The sequence below is a fragment of the Burkholderia sp. MS455 genome (assembly GCF_016899445.1).
Taxonomy (GTDB): domain Bacteria; phylum Pseudomonadota; class Gammaproteobacteria; order Burkholderiales; family Burkholderiaceae; genus Burkholderia; species Burkholderia pyrrocinia_C.
In genome coordinates this window covers 662,501-679,309 of sequence record NZ_CP041779.1, presented here as the reverse complement: position 1 = coordinate 679,309, position 16,809 = coordinate 662,501, and the positions used below count along the sequence as shown (strand labels likewise).

At 65.8% G+C, this 16,809-nt stretch carries 13 protein-coding genes and 1 other RNA gene; 4 read left to right on the top strand and 10 right to left on the bottom strand.

Annotated features, from left to right (window positions below; translation table 11 throughout):
* Nucleotides 1-188: 188 nt before the first annotated feature.
* Complete coding sequence (rpsI, locus tag FPJ27_RS22260; RefSeq protein WP_006476904.1) at nucleotides 189-581, bottom strand: 30S ribosomal protein S9; 393 nt, start codon at nucleotides 579-581, stop codon at nucleotides 189-191.
* A 10-nt stretch (nucleotides 582-591) separates the two neighbouring features.
* Nucleotides 592-1,020 carry a 50S ribosomal protein L13 gene (rplM, locus tag FPJ27_RS22255; RefSeq protein ID WP_009687896.1) on the bottom strand — a complete coding sequence of 143 codons (429 nt, stop codon included), beginning with the start codon at nucleotides 1,018-1,020 and terminating at the stop codon, nucleotides 592-594.
* Nucleotides 1,021-1,331: 311 nt separating this feature from the next.
* Here rplM and FPJ27_RS22250 point away from each other — a divergent pair, with 311 nt between their 5' ends.
* Both FPJ27_RS22250 and FPJ27_RS22245 read left to right on the top strand, forming a co-directional pair.
* The gene (locus tag FPJ27_RS22250) at nucleotides 1,332-1,637 is read left to right on the top strand and encodes a DUF1090 family protein (RefSeq protein WP_072436315.1); all 306 of its coding nucleotides are present in this window, start codon (nucleotides 1,332-1,334) and stop codon (nucleotides 1,635-1,637) included.
* 421 nt (nucleotides 1,638-2,058) lie between these two features.
* Nucleotides 2,059-2,523, top strand: a complete 465-nt coding sequence (locus tag FPJ27_RS22245; protein WP_072436316.1) for an OsmC family protein — start codon at nucleotides 2,059-2,061, stop codon at nucleotides 2,521-2,523.
* Between the two features lie 68 nt (nucleotides 2,524-2,591).
* Here FPJ27_RS22245 and rnpB read toward each other — a convergent pair.
* The 3 genes from rnpB to pyrC all read right to left on the bottom strand — a co-directional run bounded on the left by rnpB (nucleotide 2,592) and on the right by pyrC (nucleotide 4,955).
* Nucleotides 2,592-3,003: RNase P RNA component class A (gene rnpB / locus FPJ27_RS22240), an RNA gene on the bottom strand.
* 12 nt (nucleotides 3,004-3,015) lie between these two features.
* On the bottom strand, nucleotides 3,016-3,894 hold the full coding sequence (locus FPJ27_RS22235; RefSeq protein WP_204425789.1) for a DUF3025 domain-containing protein: 879 nt from the start codon (nucleotides 3,892-3,894) through the stop codon (nucleotides 3,016-3,018).
* Nucleotides 3,891-4,955 carry a dihydroorotase gene (gene pyrC / locus FPJ27_RS22230; protein WP_204425787.1) on the bottom strand — a complete coding sequence of 355 codons (1,065 nt, stop codon included), beginning with the start codon at nucleotides 4,953-4,955 and terminating at the stop codon, nucleotides 3,891-3,893. The genes FPJ27_RS22235 and pyrC overlap by 4 nt, the downstream gene beginning before the upstream one ends.
* Nucleotides 4,956-5,160: 205 nt before the next feature.
* Here pyrC and FPJ27_RS22225 point away from each other — a divergent pair, with 205 nt between their 5' ends.
* Nucleotides 5,161-6,072, top strand: a complete 912-nt coding sequence (locus FPJ27_RS22225) for a class II glutamine amidotransferase (protein WP_204425785.1) — start codon at nucleotides 5,161-5,163, stop codon at nucleotides 6,070-6,072.
* A 636-nt stretch (nucleotides 6,073-6,708) separates the two neighbouring features.
* Nucleotides 6,709-11,973 carry an autotransporter outer membrane beta-barrel domain-containing protein gene (locus tag FPJ27_RS22220; RefSeq protein WP_204425783.1) on the top strand — a complete coding sequence of 1,755 codons (5,265 nt, stop codon included), beginning with the start codon at nucleotides 6,709-6,711 and terminating at the stop codon, nucleotides 11,971-11,973.
* 65 nt (nucleotides 11,974-12,038) lie between these two features.
* On the opposite strand, the gene FPJ27_RS22215 is transcribed toward FPJ27_RS22220, so the two are convergent.
* The 5 genes from FPJ27_RS22215 to FPJ27_RS22195 form a co-directional block, all read right to left on the bottom strand.
* The gene (locus tag FPJ27_RS22215; RefSeq protein WP_034182731.1) at nucleotides 12,039-12,764 is read right to left on the bottom strand and encodes an amino acid ABC transporter ATP-binding protein; all 726 of its coding nucleotides are present in this window, start codon (nucleotides 12,762-12,764) and stop codon (nucleotides 12,039-12,041) included.
* Entirely contained in the window at nucleotides 12,761-13,438 is a 678-nt protein-coding gene (gltK, locus tag FPJ27_RS22210) for a glutamate/aspartate ABC transporter permease GltK (RefSeq protein WP_072436321.1), read from the bottom strand. Before gltK ends, FPJ27_RS22215 begins: the two co-directional genes overlap by 4 nt.
* Entirely contained in the window at nucleotides 13,438-14,178 is a 741-nt protein-coding gene (locus tag FPJ27_RS22205; RefSeq protein WP_034182729.1) for an amino acid ABC transporter permease, read from the bottom strand. The genes gltK and FPJ27_RS22205 overlap by 1 nt, the downstream gene beginning before the upstream one ends.
* 84 nt (nucleotides 14,179-14,262) lie before the next feature.
* On the bottom strand, nucleotides 14,263-15,156 hold the full coding sequence (locus tag FPJ27_RS22200) for a glutamate/aspartate ABC transporter substrate-binding protein (RefSeq protein WP_072436441.1): 894 nt from the start codon (nucleotides 15,154-15,156) through the stop codon (nucleotides 14,263-14,265).
* Nucleotides 15,157-15,385: 229 nt separating this feature from the next.
* On the bottom strand, nucleotides 15,386-16,672 hold the full coding sequence (locus tag FPJ27_RS22195) for a Glu/Leu/Phe/Val dehydrogenase (RefSeq protein ID WP_034182728.1): 1,287 nt from the start codon (nucleotides 16,670-16,672) through the stop codon (nucleotides 15,386-15,388).
* Nucleotides 16,673-16,809 lie beyond the last annotated feature (137 nt).

The following is a 16,809-nucleotide window of genomic DNA, read 5'->3' as shown; positions in this document are numbered from 1 at the left end:
TTGTAGGGCCGATCAGAAGATCGTGCTGAAGTCCATGAAATCAATAGGTTCTTGTCGATTTCATCAAACCTGCCCGTGCGAGCCGCCGCAGCACGAGCCTGGAAGCGGACATAAAAAAACCGCCAGCACGAAAGCTGGCGGTTTTTCCGGCGGACGCCGCCCGGAAGCGGCGCGGCCATGAAGCGGAATTAACGCTTCGAGAACTGCTTGGCGCGGCGTGCCTTGCGCAGACCGACCTTCTTACGCTCGACTTCACGCGCATCGCGCGTCACGAAGCCTGCGCTCGACAGCGACGGCTTCAGCGTCGCATCGTAGTCGATCAGTGCACGGGTGATGCCGTGGCGCACTGCACCTGCCTGACCCGTTTCACCGCCGCCGTTCACGTTCACCTTGATGTCGAACGTCTGGCCGTGGTTCGTGAGTTCCAGCGGTTGACGCACGATCATCAGCGACGTTTCGCGCGAGAAGTAGTCAGCGATGGGCTTGCCGTTGACGATGATGTCGCCCTTGCCAGCCTTGATGAAGACACGTGCGACTGCGCTCTTGCGGCGGCCCGTACCGTAGTTCCAGTTACCGATCATGTGGGTCCCCTTAGATCTCGAGCGCCTTCGGCTGTTGAGCCGAATGCGGATGCGTCGCTTCTGCGTAGACCTTCAGCTTCTTGATCATCGCGTAGCCGAGCGGGCCCTTCGGCAGCATGCCCTTGACCGCCTTCTCGAGCGCGCGGCCCGGGAAGCGTTCCTGCATCTTGCCGAACGTCGTTTCATAGATACCGCCCGGGTAGCCCGAGTGACGGTAGTACTTCTTGTCCAGCGTCTTGTTGCCCGTGACCTTCAACTTGCTCGCGTTGATGATGATGATGAAATCACCAGTGTCGACGTGCGGGGTGAACTCAGGCTTGTGCTTGCCGCGCAGACGGCGTGCCACTTCGCTGGCAACACGGCCGAGAACCTTATCCGTCGCGTCAATCACGTACCATTCGCGCGTCACCTCATGGGCTTTTGCGGAAAACGTCTTCATGATCGATCCAAAAAAAATGCTTTGCCCGATGTGTTCTTCCTGCTTGTCTGTGTGCGCTTCGAGGCGCGGTGCAGGCTCTCCCTGTTCTTTTTCCGTGGGCATGAATGCGGAAAAGCCCTGAATTATAAAGGAAATACGGCAACGCGGTCAAAGGGAATCCTCGCCCCGTGTCCGCGGCGCCCGAAATGGGCGAAAATTCGGTCGTGCCCCGACAAGCCAGGCGATCCGAGCGCCCGGGGAGGCACCCATCGACGCGCGGCACATGACCTTGCCGCGCCAGACCGGCCGAACACGGAAAACAACAAACAAGCATGATGAAACAACGACTTACGCCCTTCTTCGCGGCCGCGCTGCTGGCCGCCGCGGTGCCTGCCGTCGCCGCCCAGGTCGGCTGCGAAGCCAAGCTCGACGCGCTCGATGCGCGCATTGCCGAAGCCCGGACTGCCCATGCCGAGGATCGCGTCGCCCGCCTGCGTGCGGTGCGCGAACGCGTCCGCCACTTCTGCGCACGCGGCCACGGCCATGCGTCGGCCGTGACCGCGCCGGCACCCGACGCACGCTTGCGCGGCACGCTGCCCGACGCGACACCGCAGCCGGCCGCACGGCAGCCCGCGTAACGGATACCGAGGCGCGCAAGCCGCGCGCCGATGTTTGCATGGGACGAAAAAAAGCCCGAACGGCTGGTTCGGGCTTAATCCACCTTAGGAGGAGGGTGGAGGAGACATTCGGAGGTTGCCGCAGCGCGACAACCAATGAGGCTCATTATACGAACGCGCCGCCGGCTTCACAAGAAAATTTGCATTACGAAATCAAACACCATAATGCGGAATTTCAGGCGATCGACAGAAAAATTCAATTTCCTGTTTAAAATCAATCACATAGATTCGACCAGAGCGAGCGAAAATAGCCCGCACCTAGAGTAAAACCCCTAAAATCAGCAGGGAAATCGCCGTTCGGCACGCTGTTGCGCGCCGCTCGCGCGGCTCCGGTACTGCACGTCGTGCACCGCATCAGCCGACCGAAGCGCTGCGGGCTACAATGCCGGATCGAATCCGAATCAGGCAACGCTGGAGTGCAAGCATGGAATGCAAAGTAAGCTGGATGGGTCAGGACGGCATGGCGTTTTCCGCCCAGACCGGAAGCGGGCATCTCGTCACGATGGACGGCGCGCCCGAAGGCGGCGGCCACAACCTCGCGCCGCGCCCGATGGAAATGGTGCTGCTCGGCACCGGCGGCTGCACGGCCTATGACGTCGTGCTGATCCTGAAGAAAAGCCGCCAGGAAGTCACCGGCTGCTCGGTCACGCTGAAGGCCGAGCGCGCGAGCGAAGACCCGAAGGTGTTCACGAAGGTGCACTTCCACTTCACCGTCACCGGCCGCAACCTGAACCCGGCCACGGTCGAACGCGCGATCAACCTGTCGCACGACAAGTACTGCTCCGCGTCGATCATGATCGCGAAGACGGCCGAACTCACGCATTCGTTCGACATCGTCGCCGCCTGAACGCACGGCGCGCGCATGAAAAAAGGGCCGGCGCTCCGCAAGGAGACGCCGGCCCTTTCGCATTCGAACGGCAAAGCAGGCCGATAAGCCGGATTCTGTGCACGCTGCGCGCCGAAGCGCACAACGCGTGGCAGCCATTCCTCTAGGCGCGCCATTGCTGACGCGCTCAAGCTTCCTACCCGCAGACGAGACGGGGGCCCCGTCCTGCATCCGAAGATGCGCGCCTGCCTACTTGGAATTGCTCCGGGTGGAGGTTACCGTGCCGGCGAACGTCGCCGTCGCCGCGGTGCGCTCTTACCGCACCGTTTCACCCTTACCTGATCCCGGCTTGCGCCGGGCCATCGGCGGTTTGCTTTCTGTTGCCCTGTTCCGCGTGTCGCCACGGATGGCCGTTAGCCATCACCCTGCCCTGTGGAGTCCGGACTTTCCTCGCCCCCGCGCGCCCGAAGGCGGCGAGGCCGCGACTGCCTAGCCTGCTTTGCGACGCGCATTCTAGCACTGCGCGCCGCCGCCGGCTGCGCGCGTGCGGCGGCCGCTGCGAAATACGGCCGGATCGTCGTAGAACGCGGCGTCGGCATTCGCGTCGCACCAGCCCGGTACGCCGAGCACCGGCAGCGGCGAGAAATCGCGGCTCGTGAACTCGCGCGTCGCGAGTTCGGCAGCGACACGCGCATCGACATGCGCAGTGCGCTGCGCGTCGGGCCACGAAAAATAGTCGGCGCTCACTTCGACGATCCACGTATGCGCAGTGCAGGACTTGTAAGGCTCGACGAGTTTCTCGAGCAGCGCATGGCCAACGAGCCGCGCTTCGCAGCGCGTGCCCCACGCGTCGCGTGCGGCGACCAGCAGCCGCGGCCAGTCGAAGCCGCGCAGCGCATCGGCGAGCGCGCGGTCGGCCGTCACGAACAGCGCGGCATTCTCGTCGAACAGCGTGAGCGCATCGCGCAGCGTGCCGCGCACGGGCCCGACGCCGCCCGCCGCGTCGATCGCGGCGGACTGGCGCGCGTTCAACGCGGCCTTGATGTGCGGATACGCGAACCAGACGAGCGCATTGAAGAAGTCGTGAAGATTGTGGCGGGTCGGCACGCCGCCGGTGTCGGCGATATGGGTCTCGTACGCGACACCGGGCGGCAGTTCGGCCTGCGGCACGAACCGCAGCGGCCTGCCGCGACCGCTGACGCGCCCGCCGTCGCGCAAAACGCCGTTCAGCGCGTCGAGCAGCGCGGCATCGCCCGCCCGTGCGACCGCCTGCGCGGCGCGGCCGGGCTCCGCGTACTGCGCAAGCCACGGCGCGGACCAGTCGATCCGTGCGAAATCCGCCGCCCCGCTGCCGGCCGTGTGGCCTGCTTCGCGCGGCGGCGCGCCGGTCACGCGAGTTTCCAGCCGATCGTCTCGCCGCCGCGCAGCGGCACGACCGGCGTGTCGCCCGCGAAGATCTCGCGCGGCAGTTCCCACGCCTCGCGGCGCAGCGTGACCGTCTCGGCGCTGCGCGGCAGCCCGTAGAAATCGGCGCCGAAGAAGCTCGCGAAGCCTTCCAGCTTGTCGAGCGCGCCGGCGTGGTCGAACGCTTCCGCATACAGTTCGAGCGCATGCAGCGCCGTGTAGCAGCCCGCGCAGCCGCACGCGGTTTCCTTCGCGCCGCGCGCATGCGGTGCGCTGTCGGTACCGAGGAAGAAGCGCGGGCTGCCCGACGTCGCGGCCTCGACCAGCCCGACGCGATGCGTCTCGCGCTTCAGCACGGGCAGGCAGTAGTAATGCGGACGAATCCCGCCGACGAACATCGCGTTGCGGTTGTACAGCAGGTGATGCGCGGTGATCGTCGCGCCAAGCAGGCCCGGCGCCGCGTCGGCGTCGCGCACGTAGTCGGCCGCGTCCTTCGTCGTGATGTGCTCGAACACGACCTTCAGGCCCGGGAAATCGCGGCGCAGCGGCGTCATCACGCGGTCGATGAAGACCTTCTCGCGGTCGAACAGGTCGATCGACGCATCGGTCACCTCGCCGTGCACGAGCAGCGGCATGCCCGCTTCCTGCATCGCCTCGAGCGTCTTCGCGCATTTCGCGAGATCGGTGACGCCGTGGTCGGAGTTCGTCGTAGCGCCTGCCGGATACAGCTTCACGCCGTGCACGAAGCCGCTTTCGCGCGCGCGGCGAATTTCGTCGGGCGGCGTGTTGTCGGTCAGGTACAGCGTCATCAGCGGTTCGAACGTCATCCCGGCCGGCAGCGCGGCGAGGATGCGCTCGCGATAGGCCTGCGCCTGTGCGGTGGTCGTCACCGGCGGCTTCAGGTTCGGCATGACGATCGCGCGGCCGAACTGGCGCGCGGTGTGCGGCAGCACGGCGGCCAGCATGTCGCCGTCTCGCAGGTGCAGGTGCCAGTCATCGGGACGGGCGAGCGAAAGCGTCGCCGGGGAGGAAGCGTTCGAGGCAGTCATAGGAGGCGTCGTGAGGAACGGACTGGCCATCAGCGGGGCCGGAACGCGCGTGCGCGGGCCGACTGACGGCAAACCGCAACACGAGGCCTTTGGCCAGCGGAATCCGCTTTTTACCGCTCAGGGCTCGGTGATATGCTAGAAGCCGCATTGTACCGGGGTTCGCCCGGTTCGTTACCCCCCGCTTCTGCCTGCCGCCCCAAGTAAAATGTGCCAACTCCTAGGAATGAACTGCGCCGCGCCGACGGACGTCACATTCTCCTTCACAGGTTTCGCGGCCCGGGGCGGGCTCACCGATCACCATGCCGACGGCTGGGGCATCGCGTTCTTCGAAGACAAGGCCTGCCGCCTGTTCATCGATCACCAGGCATCGGCCACGTCGCCGATCGCCGAGATGGTGAAGCGCTACCCGATCAAGTCCAAGAACACGATCGCGCACATCCGCAAGGCGACGCAAGGGCACATCCTGCTCGAGAACAGCCATCCGTTCATGCGCGAGCTGTGGGGGCGGCACTGGATCTTCGCGCATAACGGCGACCTGCAGGACTACGCGCCGAACATGGACGGCAGCGTCTACCACCCGGTCGGCACGACCGACAGCGAACAGGCTTTCTGCGTGCTGATGCAGGGGCTGCGCGAGGCATTTCCCGGCGCGCAGCCGCCGCTGCCCGAATTGTTCGAGCGCGTCGGCGAGCTCACGCGCGGCATCACCGATCACGGCGTGTTCAACTTCCTGATGTCGAACGGCCAGGCGCTGTTCGCGCACTGCTCGACGCGGCTGCACTATCTCGTGCGGCGCTGGCCGTTCTCGACCGCGCATCTCGTCGACGAAGACCTGTCGATCGACTTCGCGAAATACACGACGCCCGAGGATCGCGTCGCGGTGATCGCGACGCAGCCGCTCACCGACAACGAGGTCTGGACCGCGTTCGAGCCGGGCGAGCTGATCATGTTCCAGTGCGGCGACGTCGCCGCACGGATGCAGATCCCGGTGCCCGAACGCGTGCTCGAGAAGCTGCGCAATCCGGCGCTCGACGCGTCGGCCTCGGCACCGCGCGAATCGCGCGAAACGTTCGCAACCGCCGCCGACGGCGATTCCGACGACGCGATCGACTTCTGAGCGCCGCGCCGGCGCCCTTTCCGCTTTCCAATTCCCGCACGGCAAGACCGTCGTCCGCAACGTTCGGGCGTGGCAGGCGATTTCGCGCGCACGCGCTGCGGCGATTTTCATCGTCGGAGAAAATCACTTCCCGAATACCGGTTCCGTTTCATCCGGACCACATTCCGGCATTTCGAATCGACGCCACACAACATTCGCTTGATTTTATTAATATCCAAGCGAAAATGATTCAAATCCAAAATAAATAAACCGGGCAATCCTTAGCATATATAATCCGGAAACCGCATTCTAACGCACTGCCCCTCTGCGAACCGTGCGCCACCCCACCGATCCGGCAATCATGGGTTCTCGCCGAAAAAATCGCCCAAACCCTTACCTATCAAAGCCTTCAGTTCGATTCGCCACACAATTGAAAAAATCAGAATGAAATCGGCATTATCGCCACATTCACTATTTTTTTGATAATCGGCTGCCCTTCCGATCATTAGACTCCACCCATCCTCGGTGTAACGAATCACGATTGGCACAGAAGCGGCCACCGCCGCTGCACGTCCACTCAGGCCATTACTCCACCGCGGATTGCGATTTCACTGCATCGCGGTGAATACCATTTCAAAAAAGAGAGAGGGGCTTGTCGTGAATCACTCATTTCGATCGATATGGAGCGAAACCGCCGGCTGCTGGGTCGCGGTTGCGGAAACAGCACGGGCGCGCGGCAAGCGCTCGGGCGGCGAATCCGGCGCAAGCCGCGGCGCCGCCCGCACGGCAACACGCCCGTCGCCGCTTCGTGTCGTGGCGCTTGGCGCCGCGCTGGCCGCGCTGTCGGCGGGCTCCGCGTACGCGTCGACCTGCGGCAGCGGCTCGGCCGTCGCGAGCGGCGGCACCTGCGCGCTCGGCGGCTTCAGCCCGACCGTCAACGACAACCTGGCCGGCGCAACCACCGTGTCGGGCGGCGACACGGTCGGCGTGACGGGTGCCTGGACCGGCGTCGGCGGCGACCCCGGCTACACCCTCACGCCGATCGGCAACGCGACCGTCGTCTCGGGCAACCCGAACCAGCCGCTGCTGTCGCTCGGCGGCAAGACACAGAGCATCAGCACGCCCGACTCGATCACGGGCACCCGCACGTCGGTCGCCACCTACAACTCGTCCGCGTTTTCCGCGTCGACGGCCGGCGCGAAGACCGTGCCCGTCTACAACGACGTGAACGGCAATCAGTATGTGAACACGCGCATCGGCACCGTCGGCCGCACCGGCGGCGCGCTCAACGTGTCGATCGGCAACGCGTCGAACGCGCCCGATGCAGCCGGCAACGCAATCTCGATGGCCGCGAAGGAGACCGACCTTACCCTCGCGGACGGCACGGGCTCCGCGAAAAGCACCGTCAACTGGAATTCGCGCAACCAGATCCTGTTCACTGCCGGCAACTATCTTGCGGACGGCGGCGCAGTCGGCAACGTCCAGCTCGACGTGCCAGCCTACGCGGGCACCTTCGCCGCGTTCGACGGCAGCACATGGAAGGTCACCGACGCCGCATCGCTCGCCGCATACAACGACTTTCTCGTGCGCTCGGTGCAAAGCGGCGCGCTCGGCTCGCAGGCCGCCTACGACAACGCATTCAGCCAGGCCGTCACGTTCTCGCAGCAAACCTTCCAGTACCAGAACAACGTGTCCGCGGGCGACAAGAACACGCTGCCGATCGATTTCCTGTCGGCGATGCACGGCATGGGCGCGAACGCGACGCTGCATATCGACAAGGACGGCCAGATCGACTTCCGCGGCACCAACACGATCGTCTCGAGTTCGGCCGTCCTCGCGGAGAGCGGTGCGCACTTCATCAACGACGGGCGCCTGTCGGGCGACTTCACGCTGGTGCGCCTGCTGAGCGGCGCAAGCGGCGTCAACAACGGCACGATCTCGTCCGGCTATGCGTCCGGCGACAACTTCAACACGGCCGGCAGCGCGCAGCCGGGCAATTTCGGCTTCAACGCGTACACGGAAGGCAACGGCGTGTATGCGAACGGTGCGGGCACCTCGTTCGTCAACAACGGCATGATGAACGTCGGCGCGTGGACGCTCGACGGCAACCAGCCGGACCTGCAAAACTACGCGGTAGCCGTGACGGGCGGCGCGACGGGGTCGAACGCCGGCACGATCAACGTCGGCGTCAACGCGACGACGCTCGACAGCCAGGTGATCGGCGGCCTCGTCGCCGGCGGCAGCTTCACGAACGAAGCCGGCGGCACGATCTATCTCGGCCGCGCGGCCCAGTACGATGCCGCGTCGCCCGAGGCCGCGAACGACGTCGCGCTGTCCGCGCACGCGTACGGCATCCTGCTCGGCGCATCGGGCACCGCGACCAACCTCGGCACGATCGTGATCGGCTCGCAGACGCAGAACGGCGCCGCGCTGGCGAGCATCGGCTCGTCGTCCGGCACGCTGACCAACGCGGGCTCGATCGTCGTCAACGGCGCGGCGCCCGGCACGCCGCTCGCGAACGTCGGCATGCTTGCGGTCGATAGCGCCGCGACCGTGACCAACACCGGCACGATCACGCTGAATGGCGTGAACGGCATCGGCATCATGGTCGTCGGGACCGGCACGAACGCGACGGCCGTGACGTCGACCGGCACGATCGACGTGGCCGGCGGCCTCGATCCGGCATCGGGCACGCGCAACTACGGCGTCTGGGCCGAGGGGCCGCTCGCGAAAGCCACGCTCGACGGCGCGCTCAACCTGACGGGCACCGGCGCGATCGGCGTGCACGCGCGCTCGGGCGCGACGATCGACGTCGGCGCCAACGCGGTGCCGGCCTTCATGTCCGGCACGAACCAGATCGGCTTCTACGCGTATGGCGCAGGCTCGAAGATCAACGTCGCCGCGCGGCACCTCAGCGTCGACACCGACGACTCGACGCTGTTCCGCGTCGCGGGCGGCGCGACCTACACGGGCCAGTCGGCCGCCGGCACCCTCACGACCGACGTCAACGGCCAGCGTGCGCGCGGCGTGCTCGCGACCGACGCCGGCACCACGCTGTCGACGGGCAACGCGATCTACAACGTCAACGGCGCGAACGGCATCGCGATCGCGGTCGAAGGCGGCGCGAAGGGCACGATCGATGCGGGCGCGACGATCAACCTGAACGCGGCCGGTGCGATCGCGGGCGTCGTCGACGGCCAGGCGCACGACCTCGCCGGCGCGAATGCCGGCGCGCCGGTCGCGACGACGCTGATCAACGACGCCGCAGTCTCGTCGTCGACGGCCGGCGTGACGGGCTTCGTCGCGCAAAACCTCGGCACGCTCGAGAACCGCGACACGGTGCTGCTGACGGGCGCCGGCTCGACGGGCGTCGTGGCCGGCACGCTCGGCACGGTGAACAACGCGTCGACGATCCGCGTAGCCGACGGCACCGGCGCGCTCGTGCAGGGTGCGTCGGCGACGCTCGCCAACACGGGTTCGATCGAAGCAGACGACGGCATTGCAGGCGTGCGCCTGACGGGTGCCGGCGCATCGGTCGCGCTGTCGGGCGCGGGCACCGTCGTCGCGAACGGCAGCGCCGACGGTGTGCTGATCGACTCGACCGTATCGGGCGGCGGGCTCGCGGCCGGCGCGACGTCGATCGCGGTCGGCGGCTCGGGAAGCGGGATCCACAACCTCGGCACGAACACGGTGATCGCGTTGTCCGGCACGCAGGTCGCGACCACCGGCAACGGTGCCGACGGCCTCGCATCGACCGGCGCGGGCGCGCGCATCGCAACCGATGCGGCAACGGTCGTCCGCACCGCCGGCATCAGCGCGCGCGGCCTGTTCGTATCGGGCGCGGATTCGACGCTCACGGCCAACGGCACGACCGTCGCGACGACGGGCGCCGGCGCGCATGCGGTCGTCATGGACGGCGGCGCGACGGCGCTGCTGTCGGGCGCGAAAGTCACCGCATCGGGTGCCGCGGCCGACGGCGTCGTCGCGCGCAACGGCGGCCGCATCGGCGATACGGGATCGTCGATCGCCAGCGCGGCCGGCAACGGCGCGACCGCGGACAGCGGCGGTGTGCTCGCGTTGACCGGCACGACGCTCAAGGGCGCGACGGCCGGGGTGCTGACATCCGACACGCTCGCGAACGGCGCGACGAGCTCGGTGCTCGTCGACGGCGGCAGCGTGACGTCCGCCGCCGGGCCGGCATTCGCCGCGCGCGGCGGCACGGCCGACATCGCGGTGCGCAACGGCACGGTCGTGACGGCCGGCAACGGCACGCTGCTGAGCCTCGCGAACGGCAGCAACGTGACGTTCAGCGCATCGGCGGTGAACCTCGCGGGCGACATCGTCTCCGACGCGTCGAGCACCGGCAACGTGTTCCTCGCGAACGGCACGACGCTGAGCGGCACGATCGACCCGGTCGCGCTGACGATCGACGGCACGAGCACGTGGCGCATGACGGGCAGCTCCGTGCTGAGCAGCCTGAACAACGCGGGCCTGGTCGCGTTCGCCGCGCCGGCCGGCTCGCCGACGCTCACGGGCAGCTACAAGACGCTGACGACCGGCAGCTATGTCGGCAACGGCGGCACGATCGCGCTCAACACGTATCTCGGCACCGATGCATCGCCGACCGACCGGCTGATCGTGAACGGCGGCGCCGCGAGCGGCACGACCGGCCTGAAGATCGCCAACACGGCCGGCACCGGCGCGCAGACGACCGGCGACGGGATTCCCGTGGTCGTCACGGCCAACGGCGGCACGACCACCGCGTCGGCGTTCCATCTCGCGGGCCCGGTACAGGCCGGCGCATACGAATACCGGCTCTATCGCGGCGGCCAGGGCGACGCGAACGGCTGGTACCTGCGCTCGCAGCTCGATCCGACGGACCCCGGCGACCCGATCCACCCGTCCGGCGGCGGCGGCGGCGACGGCAACGGGAATGGCAGCGGCGGCACGCTCGCGTACCGTCCGGGCGTCGCCGGTTATGCGCTGACGCCGCTGCTGAACGCCGACTACGGCTTCTCGACGCTCGGCAAGCTGCACGAGCGCGTCGGCGACATCTACAACCTCGGCAAGCAGCAGCCCGGCAACCGCGATGGCGTGTGGGGGCGCATCGGCGGCCAGAGCCTCGATGCGAACGCGGGCCGCTTCGCGGCCGACGAGCGCACGTTCTTCGCGCAGTTCGGCAAGGACTGGACGCTCGCTCAGGCGCCCGGCGGCGGCAGCACGCATGCGGGCGTGACGGCCAGCATCGGCGTGTCGAACGCGAGCTTCAGCGACATGGCGCGCGCCGGCTCGCCGAACCTGTCGACGTCGACGGGCTCGGTCGAGATGCATGCGCAGAGCGTCGGCGGCTACTGGACGCGCTACCTGACGGACGGCACGTACTTCGACAGCGTCGGGCAGGTCACGCACTACGGCAACCGCTATCGCGACAGCTACGGCAACGAGGCGTCGCAGAACGGCTTCGGCTTCGCGCTGTCGCAGGAGGTCGGCAAGCCGTTCGGCATCGGCGGCACGCCGATCGCGATCGAGCCGCAGGCGCAACTGATGTACCAGTACCTGAAGCTCAACGGGTTCAACGACAACGTGTCGGCCGTGTCGGGCACGACGACGAATGCGCTGCGCGGCCGCGTCGGCGTACGCATCTTCCGGCCGAACCTCGAGGCGGGCTCGGGCGGCGGCGCCGCGACGCCGTACTTCACGGCCGACGTGCTGCACGACTTCCTGTCGCCGGGCCAGACCGTCGTCGGCGGCACGCCGTTCGCGACGCATCTCGGCCGCACGTGGTACGAGCTCGGCGTCGGCGTGACCGCGGGCTTCGGCAAGTCGGGCGAGCTGTACGCGAACGCGAAGATCGCGCGCAACATCGGCGGCGCGTACCGGCGCGGCATCGTCGGGCAGGTCGGCTACCGGTATAGCTGGTAACGGCGGACGAAAAAAAACCGCCCGGCGCTGGGCCGGGCGGTTTCGCATTGGCGCGCGTGAAACGCTCAGTGCAGGATCTTCGCGAGGAAGTCCTTCGCGCGTTCCGATTTCGGATTCGAGAAGAAATCGTCCTTGCGGTCGTCCTCGACGATCGCGCCCTTGTCCATGAAGATCACGCGATGCGCGACCTTCTTCGCGAAGCCCATCTCGTGCGTGACGACCATCATCGTCATCCCTTCCTGCGCGAGTTCGACCATCACGTCGAGCACTTCGTTGATCATCTCGGGATCGAGCGCGGACGTCGGTTCGTCGAACAGCATCGCGATCGGGTCCATCGACAGCGCGCGCGCGATCGCGACACGCTGCTGCTGGCCACCCGACAGCTGGCCCGGATACTTGTGCGCATGCGCCTTCAGGCCGACGCGATCGAGCAGCTTCATGCCCTTGTCGGCCGCCTCGTCCTTGCCGCGGCCGAGCACCTTGATCTGCGCGAGCGTCAGGTTCTCGGTGATCGACAGGTGCGGGAACAGCTCGAAATGCTGGAACACCATCCCGACCTTCGAGCGCAGCTTCGACAAGTTCGTCTTCTTGTCGCCGACCGACTGGCCGTTCACGAGGATCTCGCCCTGCTGGAACGGCTCGAGGCCGTTGACGGTCTTGATCAGCGTCGACTTGCCGGAGCCCGACGGGCCGCACACGACGACCACTTCGCCTTTCTTGACCTCGGTCGTGCAGTCGGTGAGAACCTGAAACTGGCCGTACCACTTGGAAACGTTCTTGATGGAAATCATCGTGTGACCTTTTTCTGGAGACTCTTGACGAGAACAGACGCCAACGAGCAAATCACGAAATAGCATGCGCCGGCGAACAGGACCATCTCGACGGTCGTGCCGTCGCGATCGCCGACATTGGCGGCCGTGCGGAAGAAGTCCGCGAGACTGATCACGTACACGAGCGACGTATCCTGGAACAGGACGATCGCCTGCGTGAGCAGCAGCGGCACCATCGCGCGGAACGCCTGCGGCAGGATCACGAGGCGCATCGCGTGCGAGTAGTTCATGCCGAGCGCGAACGCGGCGTTCACCTGCCCGCGCGGCACCGACTGGATGCCGGCGCGGATGATCTCGGAATAATACGCGGCTTCGAACAGCGAGAACGCGACCATCGCCGACGCGAGGCGGATGTCGATCGTCGGCGACAACCCGAGCACGCCCTGCAGCAGCTGCGGCACGATCAGGAAGAACCACAGCAGCACCATCACGAGCGGGATCGAGCGGAACACCGTCACGTAGCCCTGCGCGAACCACGCGAGCGGCTTGACGCCCGACAGCCGCATCAGCGCCAGCAGCGTGCCCCACACGATCCCGACGACGATCGCGATCAGCGTGATCTGCAGCGTGACGATCGCACCCGTCCACAGCGTCGGCAGCGCGCCGGGAATACTACTCCAGTCGAACTGATGCATCACTTGCCTCCGATATAGCCGGGCAGCCGCGTACGGCCTTCGATCCAGCGCATGAGCGACATCACGACGAGGTTGATCAGCACGTACGCGAGCGTGACCGCGATGAACGACTCATAGGTCTGCGCGGTGTAGTCGACGAGCTGGCGCGCCTGCGCGGACAGGTCGAGCAGGCCGATCGTCGACGCGACGGCGGAGTTCTTGAAGATGTTCAGGAATTCCGACGTGAGCGGCGGCACGATGATCCGGTACGCAACGGGCAGCAGCACATAGCGGTACGTCTGCCATTGCGTGAAGCCCATCGCGAGGCCCGCGGCGCGCTGGCCCTTCGGCAGCGCGTTGATCCCCGAGCGCACCTGTTCGCACACGCGCGCGCCCGTGAACAGGCCGAGACAGACGATCGACGCGGTAAAGAACTGCGTGCCGGGCGGCAACTGCTTGATCCAGGTGCCGATCGATGCGGGCAGCAGTTCCGGTATCACGAGATACCAGATGAAGAACTGCACGATCAGCGGAATGTTCCGGAAGATCGACACGTACGCGGTACCGATCGCGGACAGCCATTTGTTCGGCACCGTGCGCAGCACGCCGAACAGCGAACCGACGATCAGCGCGATGACCCAGGCGGCAAGCGACACTTCGATCGTCACCCGGAAGCCGGACATCAGCCATCCGAAATAAGTCGTCGGCTCGCCGGTCGACACGGGGCTCAGGAAGATGCCCCAGTTCCAGTGGTAAGACATGGGCAAGACTCCAGCAAAAAGAAACGGAAGAAGCGTGGCCTCTTCCGTCTCATTAGCGTCATTTCTGCATCAACGGCCGTGCGGTCAGTCGAGTGCCTTGTCGTTCGGGTTCGCGTACAGCTTCTTCATCGAATCGGACAGCGGGAAGTTCAGGTTCAGCCCCTTCGGCGGGATCGGGTTCTCGAACCACTTCGCGTAGATCTTCGCGGCTTCGCCCGACTTCTCGACTTGCGAGATCGCGTCGTCGACGACCTTCTTGAAGTCCGCGTCGCCCTTGCGCATCATGCAGCCGTACGCCTCTTCCGATTGCGGCGTGCCGACGATCACCCACTCGCCCGGCTGCTTCGCCTTCGCGCGCTCGCCCGCGAGCAGCGCGTCATCCATCATGAACGCAACCGCGCGGCCCGATTCCAGCGTGTTGAACGAGTCGCCGTGATCCTTCGCGCTGATGATGTTCATGCCGAGCTGCTTGTCGTTGTTCATCTTGCGCAGCAGGCGCTCCGACGTCGTGCCGGCGGTGGTCACGACCGTCTTGCCCTTCAGGTCCGCGAAATCCTTGACGCCCGAATCCTTCTTCGTCATCAGGCGCGTGCCGATCACGAAGATCGTGTCGGAGAACGCGGCCTGCTGCTGGCGCTCGGTGTTGTTGGTCGTCGAGCCGCACTCGATGTCGACCGTGCCGTTCTGCACCAGCGGAATACGGTTCTGCGACGTGACCGGGATGTTCTTCACCTGCAGGTTCGGCAGGTTCAGCTTCTTCTTCACCGCGTCGACCACCTTCATCTGGAAGTCGCGCGAATAGCCGACCACCTGCTGGCTCTGGTCGTAGTAGGAGAACGGAATCGACGATTCGCGGTGGCCCAGCGCGATCACGCCCGTGTCCTTGATCTTCTTCAGCGTGCCCGTCTCCTGTGCTTGCGCGCCGCTTGCGAACGCGCACAGCGCCGCGACCATCAGGACTGCCTTGTGGTATTTCATTTTGGTCATCTCCTTGGCTAAAACCCGCGCCAGTGTATCAAAGTAATATTTTTGAAAGTACTGGTTGTTTACCGAACTACGAATCGCGCTGTCCGGCGCCCTCCTCCCGGCTCCGGGCACCCTTTCCGCGCCCCAATGCGCGCGCGGGCGGCACCGGATTCGGCACCGCCCGCGAGGGTTCATGCACGCAACCGGATGGATTGCGTCATGGCTAGATCATAGTCAATGATCAGGGGTAGAGGCCGCGCATTTCGCGCGCCATCAGGATGCGCGTGCACGCGACGATGAACGCCGCCGTACGCACCGTCACCTTGTGCTCTTCCGCGACCGCCCACACGCCGGCAAACGCTTCACGCATCACGCGCTCGAGACGGTGGTTGATCTCGTCTTCCGTCCAGAAGAAGCTCGAGAAATCCTGCACCCACTCGAAGTACGACACGGTCACGCCGCCCGCGTTCGCGATCACGTCGGGGATCACGAGCACGCCGTTCGCGCTCAGGATGTCGTCCGCCGCCGTCGTCGTCGGGCCGTTCGCGCCTTCGACGACGATCTTCGTGCGGATTTTCGCCGCGTTCTTCTCGGTGATCTGGTTTTCCAGTGCCGCCGGGATCAGGATGTCGGTCTCGACCGTCCAGAACTCGTCGTTCGGCATCGGCTCCGCGCCTTCGAAGCCCGCGACACCGCCCGTGCGTGCGACGTGGTCGAGCAGCTTGTTCGAATCGAGGCCGGCCGGCCGGTAGATCGTGCCCGTGTGATCCTGCACCGCGATCACCTTCGCGCCCGCTTCCTGGAACAGCTTCGCCGCGATGCCGCCGACGTTGCCGAAGCCCTGCACCGCGATGCGCGCGCCTTCGATCTCGAGGCCCTTCTTCTTCGCCGCTTCGCAGCCGACGACGAACACGCCGCGGCCCGTCGCTTCCTTGCGGCCGAGCGAACCGCCGAGCGCGATCGGCTTGCCGGTCACGACGCCGGTCGACGTCTGGCCCTGGTTCATCGAGAAGGTGTCCATCATCCACGCCATCACCTGTTCGTTGGTGTTGACGTCCGGCGCCGGAATGTCGGTGTTCGGGCCGATGATGATGCCGATTTCGCTGGTGTAGCGGCGCGTCACGCGCTCGAGCTCACCGCGCGACAGCTTGCGCGGGTCGACGCGGATGCCGCCCTTCGCACCGCCGTACGGCACGTTCACGGCCGCGTTCTTCACCGACATCCATGCGGACAGCGCCATCACTTCCGACAACGTCACGTCCTGGTGGTAGCGCACGCCGCCCTTGCCCGGGCCGCGCGACACGTTGTGCTGCACGCGATAGCCTTCGAAGTGCGCGACGGTACCGTTGTCGAGCTCGATCGGCACATCGACGATCAGGATGCGCTTCGGGCGCTTCAGCGTTTCGAGCCAGCGCGACAGCGAGCCGAGATACGGCGCGACGCGATCGACTTGCTGAAGATAGTTGCCCCACGGGCCGAGATCGTCGGCGTGCAGGTAGGACGGGATGGACTGCAATTGCGAAGACATGGATGCTCCAACGGTCAACAGGTGCGCACATTGTCGAAAAACCCGTTTTTTTTATCCAATGCCGTTTGCTTATTCGATTATGCGTTTCTTGCATGATCGCGATTTTTCGCAAATCTGCGGTCGATTTGCGCAAGAAC